This window comes from Micromonospora sp. NPDC050980 (genome assembly GCF_040653835.1).
Lineage (GTDB): Bacteria > Actinomycetota > Actinomycetes > Mycobacteriales > Micromonosporaceae > Micromonospora.
Map to the genome: position 1 here is coordinate 55,508 of NZ_JBFAGS010000025.1, position 9,640 is coordinate 65,147.

A 9,640-nucleotide genomic window follows, 5' to 3' on the forward strand; every position below is an offset into this window, starting at 1 on the left:
GCGAACGAAAGGCAGGCACGGCGCATGAGTGGCGAGGAGATCCTGGTCGGCTACGACGGCTCGACCGACGCGTCGGTGGCCCTGGACTGGGCGCTGGACGAAGCGGGCCGTTCCGGCCGGCCGGTGCGGCTGGCGTACGTCTTCGAGTGGTTGACCGTGGCCGGCTGGGTCGGCCCCGGCGTGGCCCCGGGGATCTGGCCGGACGAGACCGCCCGGCGCCAGGTCGAGGAGCTGGTGGGCAAGGCGGCGGCGGACGCCGCCGCCGAGCGGCCCGGCGTCACCGTGCGCGGCGAGGTGTTCGACGGGCCGCCCGCGCTGGTGTTGCAGGAACGTTCCGCCGAGGCGGGCATGCTGGTGCTGGGCAGCCGCGGGCACGGCGGCTTCGGTGGGCTGCTCGCCGGCTCCACCGCGGTCTCCGTCACCGCGCACGCCCACTGCCCGGTGGTGGTGGTCCGCGACGGGCAGGCCGCCACGTCCGGGCCGGTGGTGGTCGGTTCGGACGGCTCCGACTCGGCCCTGCGGGCGCTCGGCTTCGCCATGGAGCGCGCCGCCCAGCGGGACGTGCCGCTGCGGGTGCTGCGGGTGTGGTCGCCGCCGGGCGGGTCGCCCGCGGACTTCGACCCGGAGGACGTCGCCGCGAAGCAGCGGACCGCCGTCGAGGCGGAGCTGGCCCCGTGGCGAGAGACCTTCCCCGACGTTCCGGTCGAGATCTCGGCGGTCCCCGGCAGCGCGGCGTCGCTGCTGGTGGAGGCGAGCCGGTCGGCGCAGCTCGTGGTGGTGGGCAGCCGGGGCCGGGGTGGGCTGCGCGGGATGCTGCTCGGCTCGGTCAGCCAGCAGCTCATCCAGCACGCCCACTGCCCCGTCGCCGTCGTCCGGGAGTAAGGAAGGGCCCCCTCTTAACGCATTCGGTATAGAGGGGGCCCCTTCTAACGCCCCACGGGCCCGTCGACGGGGTTGAGCGAGAAGTAGTCCTCCTCCTCCTGGGCCAGGTGCAGGCGCAGCACCGCGTCCAGTCCGTAGAGCGCGGCCAGCAGGTCGGGCACCTCCTCGGCGGGCACCCGGCCGTCCACGGCCGCCAGGTGCCCGCCGATCCGCTCCACCAGCCGGACGATCTCCACGTGCGCCCGGCTCATCGTCGAGGTCGCCTCGTCGCTGCCGAGCGGGCCGGCCAGGGCCGGGTAGAGCTGCCGGTCCTCGGCCTGCTCGTGCGGCAGCACCTCGTCGACCAGGCGGCGGTGCACGTCGCGCAGCGCCGGCCCGCACGCCGGGTCGTCCGGGCGGGTCGCCACCAGATCCGCGGTGTCCCGCAGCCGGGCCAGCACGTCGCGTACGCCGCCGTGCTCGCGTTCGTAGCGATCCAGCAGCTCCCGGGTGTGCGGGGGGACCTCGCGTCGCCGCAGGCCACCACCGAGGGCGCGCAACGCGTTGAGGATCACCAGCACGTCGATGCCCTCCTGGAGGAACGCGCCGGCCACCGGCGGCAGCCGACCGGCGGCGGCCACCAGCATCGCTAGCACCGCCAGCCCCATGCCCACCGTGGCGCTCTGCACCGCGATGCGGCGGGCGTACCGGGCGATCTCGACGGCGTCGGCGAGCCGGTCCAGCCGGTCCACGGTCAGCACCGCGTCGGCGACGTCGGCGGAGGCGGTCGCCCCGGTCGCGCCCATCGCCACCCCCACGTGCGCCTCGGCCAGCGCCGGGGCGTCGTTGACCCCGTCGCCGACCATCACGGTCACCGCCCGCGCCGACTCCGCGCGTACCCGATCGGCCTTCTCCCCCGGCGAGCAGCGCGCGATCACGTCGTCCACGCCCACCACCTGCGCCACCTGCCGGGCCGTGCGCGGCCGGTCGCCGGTCACCATGACCAGCCGGGCCAGTCCGGCCTCGCGCAGCCGGCGCACGGTCCGCCGGGCGTCCGGGCGGACCGGGTCCTCCAGCAGGATCGCGCCGAGCGGCCCGTGCTCGTCGCTGACCCAGACCGTGGAGCGGCCGGACAGCTCGGCCCGCTCGCGCGCCCGGTCCGCCCACGGCGGCGGCTCGCCGTCGAGCTGTCCGACCCGCACCAGGCGGCCGTCCACCCGCCCGGTCACCCCGCGCCCCGGCTCCTCGGTCACCCCGGTCGGCTCGGCGAGCGGCAACCCGCGCTCGCGGGCCTGCCGGACCAGCGCGGCGGCCAGCACGTGCGGCGAGAGCTGCTCGACGGAGGCGGCCAGCCGCAGCACCTCGTCCCGGTCGCCGCCGGGCGCCACCACGGTCTCCGCGGCGCGGGGCCGCCCGGCGGTGAGCGTGCCGGTCTTGTCCAGCAGCAGGGTCCGGGCCCGGCCCAGCTGCTCCAGCGACCCGCCGTCGCGCACCAGCACGCCCCGGCGGGCCACCCGGGACAGCCCGGACACCACGGCGATCGGGGTGGCCAGCAGCAACGGGCACGGGGTGGCCACCACCAGCACCGCCACCGCCCGCACGAACTCGCCGGACAGCAGCCACGCCAGGCCGGCGAGCAGCAGGGTGAACGGCACGAACGCGGCGGCGTACCGGTCGGCGAGCCGCACCATCGGCGCCTTGCGCGCGGTGGCGTCGGCGGCCAGCCGCACGATGCCCGCGTACGTGCTGTCCGCCGCGTTCCGGTTGGCCCGCAACCCGAACCCGGTGCCGGCGTTGACCACGCCGCTGGCCACCTGCTCCCCGGCGGCGCGGCCGACCAGGCGGGACTCACCGGTCACCACCGACTCGTCGAGCGTGGCCGGCTCCTCGACCGTGCCGTCCACCGGCACCACGTCGCCGGGGCCGACCACCAGCCGGTCACCGGCCGCCACCCGGTCCACCGGGACCAGCTCGATCCCGCCGTCCGGCCTGCGCCGCCGGGCCTGCCGGGGCGCACGTTCCAGCAGCGCCCGCAGGTCGCGGGTGGCCCGGCGGCGGGCGAACTCCTCCAACGCCCGCCCGGTGGCGACCATCACCGCGATCACGGCGCCGGCCAGGTACTCCCGCACCAGCAGGGCGCCGAGCAGGGCCAGCACGGCGATCACGTCCACCCCGAACTGCCGGCGCCACAGCTGGCGCAGCACCGCCCAGGTGGCCGGCGCCAGGGCCACCACGGTGACCGCGGCCCAGATCAGCCCGGCCACGCCCCGCGCCCCGGCGAACCACAGCGCGGCGCCGCCCAGCACGGCCAGCGTGAGCAGCGCCAGTGGGGCCCACTCGGCGGTCACCGCCCGCCGGGCCCGGACCGGCCGTTCGGGTACGCATTCGCGCGGTTCGGTTTCCACGTGCGGATCGTCTCAGTGTCGAAGCGGCACAGGTAGGGCGAACGCGGGTAATCCGGGAGGCCGAAGGACCCGTGCGTCCGCCCCGGACATGCCCGAGGATGGAGCGGCAACGCCCACCCGGCCGTCCCGGGGGTGGGGCACGATGGGGAAAGACAGGAAAGGTCGTGACGATGAGCCACGAGAAGCCGGCTACCGATCGCCCGCTGACCACCGCGCTCGCGGAGGCCGCCGGCACGGCCGGCCACGCCCCGTCGGTGCACAACACCCAGCCGTGGCACTGGACCGTCCTCCCCGACGCGCTGGAACTGCGGGTCGTCAGGGAACGGCACCTCAGCGCCATGGACCCGGAAGGCCGACTGCTGGTGGTGAGCTGCGGCGCCGCGCTGCACCACGCCCGGGTGGCGCTGGCCGCCGAGGGCTGGGCCCCGCAGGTGGAACGCCTGCCCGACCCGCACCAGCCCGACCTGATGGCCCGGATCACCGGGCTGCGCCACACCGGCGCCGACCCGGACGCCATGCGCCTCGTGCAGTGCATGCAGGTGCGGCACACCGACCGGCGGCCGGTCAGCGACGAGCAGATCCCCGACGCCGCGCTCGGCGCCATCGACCGGGCCGCCACCGGTGCGGGGGTGAACCTGCAACTGCTCGACGACATGCAGAAGATCGAGCTGGCCGGCGCCGCGCAGCAGGCCGCCGCCGTCGAGGCGGACAGCCCGGATCTGCGCGAGGAACTGGCCTACTGGATCAACCGGGCCGGCACCGGCACCGGCCTGCCGCCCGAGGTGCTGCCCGACCAGCCGGCACAGACCACCGTGCCGGGCCGTGACTTCGGCCACCCCGGCTCGCTGCCGATCGGCCCCGGCCACGACAAGGCCGCCGTCTACGCCATCCTCTGGGGCGCCGAGGACGAGCCGCCGAGCTGGCTGCGTGCCGGCGAGGCGCTCTCCGCCGCCTGGCTCGAAGCCACCCGGCACGGGGTGTCAGTGGTGCCGCTGTCCGGCGTGGTGGAGGTCGACGGCACCCGCGAGGTGCTGCGGCAGATGCTGGCCGGCCTCGGCCACCCCTACCTGAGCATGCGGCTCGGCGTGGCCGACCCGGAGCACGCCGGCCCGCCGCACACCCCGCGGCTGGACGCCGCGCAGACCGTCGACACCTCCGCGATCCGCGACCACCTGGCCTGACGGTCTCGTCGCGGTGCGCCACCGGGCGATAACATCGCCCGGTGGTCGCCGCACCGAACCCCCGCCACGAACACGTCGCCCCGTCGCTCGGGCTGCCCCCGCTGTCCCGGGTCCGCCTCGACGAGCTGCTCCAGGAGATGCTCGACCGGGTCGGCGAGGTGGTCACCAGCCGGGAACGGCTGCGCGCGCTGCTCGACGCCGTGGTCGGCATCGGCTCCGACCTCGACCTGCGCAGCACCTTGCAGCGGATCGTGCAGTCGGCGTGCGAGCTGGCCGGCGCCCGCTACGGCGCGCTCGGCGTGATCGGCCCCGACCGGATGCTGCACGACTTCATCGTCCACGGCATCGACGCCGAGCAGCACGCGCGCATCGGTGAGCTGCCGCACGGGCGTGGCGTGCTCGGCCTGCTCATCGACGAGCCGAAACCGCTGCGCATGCCCGACATCACCCGGCACCCCCGGTCGTACGGCTTCCCGCCCAACCACCCGCCGATGCACAGCTTCCTCGGCGTGCCGGTGCGCATCCGCGACCACGTGTGGGGCAACCTCTACCTGGCCGAGAAGCAGGGCGCCGCCGAGTTCACCGACGACGACGAGGAGATCGTGACCGCGCTCGCCGCCGCCGCCGGCGTGGCGATCGAGAACGCCCGCCTCTACGCGCTGGCGCACCGCCGCGAACGCTGGCTCGCCGCCGCCGCGGAGATCACCTCGGTGCTGCTGGGCGAGGTGCGCCGCACCGACGCGCTGTCCCTGGTGGCCCGCCGCGCCCGCGAGGTCGCCGAGGCGGAGCTGGCGCTGGTCCTGCTCTACGACGAGGACGAGGCACAGTTCACCGTCGAGGTGGTCGACGGCGCCGACCCGATCGCCCGGGAACTGGTCGGCGCGGTCCTGCCGGCCGCCGAGACCAGCTTCGCCGGCTCGGCCACCGACCGCCGACACGAACAGGTCGACGACCTCGCCACGGCGGCGCCCTGGCCGCGCCCGGTGGTCGCCGGGCCGGCGGTGGTCTCCCCGCTCGCCGCCGCCGACACGCTGCACGGCGTGCTCGTGATCGCGCACCGCCCCGACCACGGCCCCGCCGCCGACGACGATCTCGCGCTGCTCGCCAGCTTCGCCGGGCAGGCCGCGCTGGCCATGGAACGGGCCCGCGGGCAGGAGGAACGGGAGCTGCTGGTCGTCCTGGAGGACCGCGAGCGGATCGCCCGCGACCTGCACGACGTGGTGATCCAACGGCTCTTCGCCACCGGCCTGCAACTGCAGAGCGGGGCGATGAACGCCCGGCCCGAGACGGCCAAGCGCATCAACCAGGCGGTCGACGACCTGGACGCCACCATCCGCGACATCCGCCGCACCATCTTCGAGCTGCGCACGCCGATGAGCGCCGCGCTGCGCACCGAGATCCGGGAAGCGATCGAGGTGGCGGCCGAGTCGCTGGGCCACCGTCCCGACCTGGAGCTGGTCGGCCCGATCGACAGCGCCGTCGGCGACGAGCTGCGTCCCGAACTGGTCGCCGTGCTGCGCGAGGCGCTCTCCAACGCGGTACGCCACGCGCACGCCGACCGGGTGGCGGTGCGGGTGGCGGTGGACGCCGGCCGCGTCGACGTGACGGTCACCGACGACGGGGTCGGCTGCGACCCGGAGGCGGCCCGCAGCGGCCTGGTCAACCTGCGTGAGCGCGCCGAACGACTCGGCGGCGGGTTCACCCTGCGCCGGGTCGAGCCGCACGGCACCGAGCTGCGCTGGAGCGCCCCGCTCGACTGAGCCGCCCGGAGGTCAGTGGGCCTTGCCGAGCAGTCGGGTGGCCAGCACCGCGGCCTGGGTCCGCCGTTCCAGACCGAGCTTCGCCAGCACGCTGGAGACGTAGTTCTTCACCGTCTTCTCCGCCAGGAACATCTTGCCGGCGATCTCGCGGTTGGTGAGCCCCTCCGCGACGTACTCCAGGATCCGCCGCTCCTGCTCGGTGAGGGACTTCAGCTCCCGCGGCTGCTCCACGCCGCTGCGGATGCGCTCCAGCACCCGGGTGGTGATCGCCGGGTCGAGCAGCGACTGCCCGGCCGCCACCCGGCGCACCGCGTCCACCAGGTCGGTGCCGCGGATCTGCTTGAGCACGTAGCCAGCCGCGCCGGCCATGATGGCCGCGAACAACGCCTCGTCGTCCTCGTACGAGGTGAGGATCAGCCCCTTGATCGACGAGTCGACGGCACGGACGTCCCGGCAGACGTCGATGCCGTTGCCGTCGGGCAGCCGGGCGTCGAGGATCGCCACGTCGGGGCGGAGCGCGGGAATCCGCCGTGTCGCCTCCTGGGCCAGGCCGGACTCGCCGACCACCTCGATGTCGCCGCTGCTGGTCAGCAGGTCGGCCAGGCCACGACGGACGACCTCGTGGTCGTCGAGCAGGAATACCCGGATCATCCGTCCTTTCTACCCGCCGTGCCGGTGCCTCCGCACGGGTCGAAGGTCCCGTCCCTCGCGCGCCGGCACGGGACGAACGGTCCCGCCCAGGTGGGGACCTCCGGCCCTGAACGCGCCCCGGCCCGGTGACGCACCGTGGGGGTGGACCGACGGGGAGCCGGCGACGCACGGAGGGAGCACGACCATGACGAGCGGATACACCGTCTCGCAGCTGCGGGCCGCGGTCGCCGACGCGGTACGCGCGCCGTCGCTGCACAACAGCCAACCGTGGCGGTTCCGGCTGCGCGACGGCGGCATCGAGGTCGGCGTCGACCCGCTGCGCGGGCTGCCGGCCACCGACCCGACCGGCTGGGGCGCGCGGATCGCCTGCGGGGCGGCGCTGTTCAACCTGCGGCTGGCGCTCGCCGTGGCGGGCACCCCGGCCACGGTACGGCTGCGCCCCTACCCGGCCGACCCGGACGTGGTGGCCCGGCTCACGCCCGACGTGCCACGCCGGCCCACCCCGACCGAGCAGAGCCTGTACGGGGCGATCGTCCACCGGTTCAGCAACCGGGCACCGTTCTGGCCGGACCCGGTGCCGGCCGAGGCCCGCTGGCGGCTCGGCGAGGCGGCCCGGGCCGAGCAGTGCTGGCTGGAACTGGTCATCGGCACCAGCGCCGTCAACGCGCTCGCGGAGGTCGCCCGCAGCGCCCACCGCGTCCTGGAACGCGACCCCGCGTACGTGGCCGAGCGGTTCGAGTGGATCCGCTCCGAGCCCGCACCGGACGGGGTGCCCGCCTCCGCCGGCGGGCCGCAGAGCGAGCCGCAGGACCTGCTGCCGCAACGCGGCTTCGGCGGGCGCAACCGCGCCCCCGGCCGGGACTTCGAACCGGAGCCGCTGGTCGCCGTGCTCGGCACCCCCGGCAACACCGGCACCGACCAGGTCGTCGCCGGGCAGGCGCTGCAACGGGTGCTGCTCACCGCCACCGACGCCGGACTCGGCGTGTCGATGCTCTCCCAGCCGATCGAGGTGCCGGCGGCGCGGGAGGCGCTCCGGCTGTCGCTGGGCCGTTTCGGCACCCCGCAGATGGTGATGCGGATCGGGTACGGGCAACCGGGGCGTGCCACCCCGCGCCGCCCGGTCGACGAGGTGCTCGACCTGCCGGTCGTACCGGCCTGACCCGTCCGCCGGCCGGCATCGGCGCGGGGCGGCCGGCACGGTGTGCCGTGGGATCGGCCGCCGCCCGGCGGTCAGGCCGGCAGCGCGGCCAGCAGCGCCGCCTCCCGCTCCGGCGCGAGCCCCACCGGCACGCGCGCCGGCCGCCCCGCCCGCGCCGGCACCCGGCCCACCTCGCGCAGCCACCGCCAGGTGTCCGCCACCGTCTCGGTGATCGGCCGGCAGGCCAGCCCCGCCGCGTACGCCCGCTCGACGTCCCGCTCCTGCAACCAGCGGTACTCGTGCCCGCGCGGGATCCAGATCGGCAGGTCGTTCCACGGCTCCACCCCGGCGGCCAGGATCGGCTCCGGCTCCACCCAGCGCAGCGCCGCCGCAGACCCGGTCACCGCCACCACCGCCTCGAGCAGTCCGCCCATCGTCGTGTGCCCGCTGCGACCGACCACGTTGTACGCCCCGCCGGCACCCTCCGCGCCCCGGTCCAACAGCCAGCTCGCCAGGTCGCGGACGTCGACGTACTGCACCGGGAGGTCCGGCGGGCCGGGCGCCAGCACCTCGCCGCCCCGGGCGGCCCGGCGCAGCCACCAGGGCAGCCGTCCGATGTCTTCCCCCGGCCCGAGGATCAGCCCGGCCCGGACCAGCAACGCCCGGTCCCCGAACACCGCCACGGCGGCCCGCTCCCCACCGGCCTTGTTGCGCGCGTAGTCGCCGTCGCCCGCGTCCGGCTCCGCCGCGACCGTGCGCGCCTCCTCCCCGGTGCCCAGGCCGACCGGTGGGGCGTAGACCGAGCCGCTGGAGACGTAGACGTAGTGCGGCGCCGCGTCGGCCACCGCCCGCGCCGCGTCCCGCACCGCCCGGGGCGCCCCGTCCCAGGTGTCCACCACCAGGTCCCACTCGCCGCCGGCCAGCGCGGCCAACCCGCCGGGCGCGTCCCGGTCACCCCGCAACCGGTGTACGCCGGGCGGCGCCTCCCCGCTCACCCCCCGGTTGAAGACGGTCACCGCCCAGCCCCGGCGTACCGCCTCCGCCACCACCGCCCCGCCGACGAACCCCGTCCCACCCAGCATCAACAGTCGCATGCACCCCACCCTGCCCCCGCCGACCCGTGCACGGACCCCTTGTTCACGGTCAGCGGATCTGCCCCCGGCAGAAGCCCCGTTGATCTTGCCGCCGGCCTGGGATATGCCCGTTTCACCCCGTTTCCGCAGGAGCTGGCAGATCCGCGGCGTTCGAGTCACCGGGCCGAGACCCGTGCTGGGCTGTCCCGCGTCCCCGAAGCGGACCCGGTGCAACGCGGTGAGCGTCTGCGAGGGCTTGGGGCACCCACGGCAACCCACGCACAGGGGTCGGCGGGCCGTGAGTGTCTGGGCGGCCCCGAGACACCCATGGCGCTCCACTCGCGCGGTCGGCGGGCGGTGGGCGGAACGTGGTGGGTGTCTGGGCGGCCCCGAGACACCCATAGCGCTCCACTCGAGCGGTCGGCGGGCGACGGGGTGGAACGTGGTGGGTGCGGGGCGTGGGGCACCCGTGGCGGTTCAGGGTTGAGTGGCGGTCTGCGTAGGTGCGGGCGGGCGGTGGTGTCGTGCTGGATGGTCCGGGGCGGGGTGGGATGTCCGGTTCGGCGGTGGT

General features: G+C 75.9%; 7 protein-coding genes. 4 read left to right on the top strand and 3 right to left on the bottom strand.

Going from position 1 to position 9,640, the window contains the following annotated elements:
• Positions 1 to 24: 24 nt before the first annotated feature.
• Complete coding sequence (locus tag AB0H28_RS26385) at positions 25 to 882, top strand: universal stress protein (RefSeq protein WP_358045486.1); 858 nt, start codon at positions 25 to 27, stop codon at positions 880 to 882.
• Positions 883 to 926: 44 nt separating this feature from the next.
• Here the strand turns inward: AB0H28_RS26385 and AB0H28_RS26390 are convergent, their stop codons facing one another.
• Positions 927 to 3,266 (bottom strand): heavy metal translocating P-type ATPase, encoded by a 2,340-nt coding sequence (locus tag AB0H28_RS26390; RefSeq protein WP_358045489.1) that lies wholly within the window; start codon positions 3,264 to 3,266, stop codon positions 927 to 929.
• Between the two features lie 98 nt (positions 3,267 to 3,364).
• On the opposite strand from AB0H28_RS26390, the gene AB0H28_RS26395 reads away from it, so the two are divergent.
• Both AB0H28_RS26395 and AB0H28_RS26400 read left to right on the top strand, forming a co-directional pair.
• Positions 3,365 to 4,447 (top strand): nitroreductase, encoded by a 1,083-nt coding sequence (locus AB0H28_RS26395; protein WP_358045492.1) that lies wholly within the window; start codon positions 3,365 to 3,367, stop codon positions 4,445 to 4,447.
• A 92-nt stretch (positions 4,448 to 4,539) separates the two neighbouring features.
• Positions 4,540 to 6,207: a GAF domain-containing sensor histidine kinase gene (locus tag AB0H28_RS26400; RefSeq protein ID WP_358045524.1), complete on the top strand. Its 1,668-nt coding sequence runs from the start codon at positions 4,540 to 4,542 to the stop codon at positions 6,205 to 6,207.
• A gap of 12 nt (positions 6,208 to 6,219) precedes the next feature.
• Here AB0H28_RS26400 and AB0H28_RS26405 read toward each other — a convergent pair whose 3' ends face one another.
• Entirely contained in the window at positions 6,220 to 6,858 is a 639-nt protein-coding gene (locus tag AB0H28_RS26405) for a response regulator transcription factor (RefSeq protein ID WP_358045495.1), read from the bottom strand.
• 184 nt (positions 6,859 to 7,042) lie between these two features.
• Between AB0H28_RS26405 and AB0H28_RS26410 the strand changes: the two genes are divergently transcribed.
• A complete protein-coding gene (locus AB0H28_RS26410; protein WP_358045498.1) occupies positions 7,043 to 8,017 on the top strand; it encodes a nitroreductase in 975 nt (324 codons plus the stop codon).
• Positions 8,018 to 8,088: 71 nt separating this feature from the next.
• On the opposite strand, the gene AB0H28_RS26415 is transcribed toward AB0H28_RS26410, so the two are convergent.
• Positions 8,089 to 9,090, bottom strand: coding sequence for an NAD-dependent epimerase/dehydratase family protein (locus AB0H28_RS26415; RefSeq protein WP_358045501.1), 1,002 nt, complete (start codon positions 9,088 to 9,090; stop codon positions 8,089 to 8,091).
• Between the last annotated feature and the right edge of the window lie 550 nt (positions 9,091 to 9,640).

What these genes read in the sequence shown, in the direction of transcription:
- AB0H28_RS26385 (WP_358045486.1), top strand. Translation starts at nt 25, where the DNA reads ATGAGTGGCGAGGAGATCCTGGTCGGCTACGACGGCTCGACCGACGCG.
- AB0H28_RS26395 (WP_358045492.1), top strand. Translation starts at nt 3,365, where the DNA reads ATGGAGCGGCAACGCCCACCCGGCCGTCCCGGGGGTGGGGCACGATGG.
- AB0H28_RS26405 (WP_358045495.1), bottom strand. Translation starts at nt 6,858, where the DNA reads ATGATCCGGGTATTCCTGCTCGACGACCACGAGGTCGTCCGTCGTGGC.
- AB0H28_RS26410 (WP_358045498.1), top strand. Translation starts at nt 7,043, where the DNA reads ATGACGAGCGGATACACCGTCTCGCAGCTGCGGGCCGCGGTCGCCGAC.
- AB0H28_RS26415 (WP_358045501.1), bottom strand. Translation starts at nt 9,090, where the DNA reads ATGCGACTGTTGATGCTGGGTGGGACGGGGTTCGTCGGCGGGGCGGTG.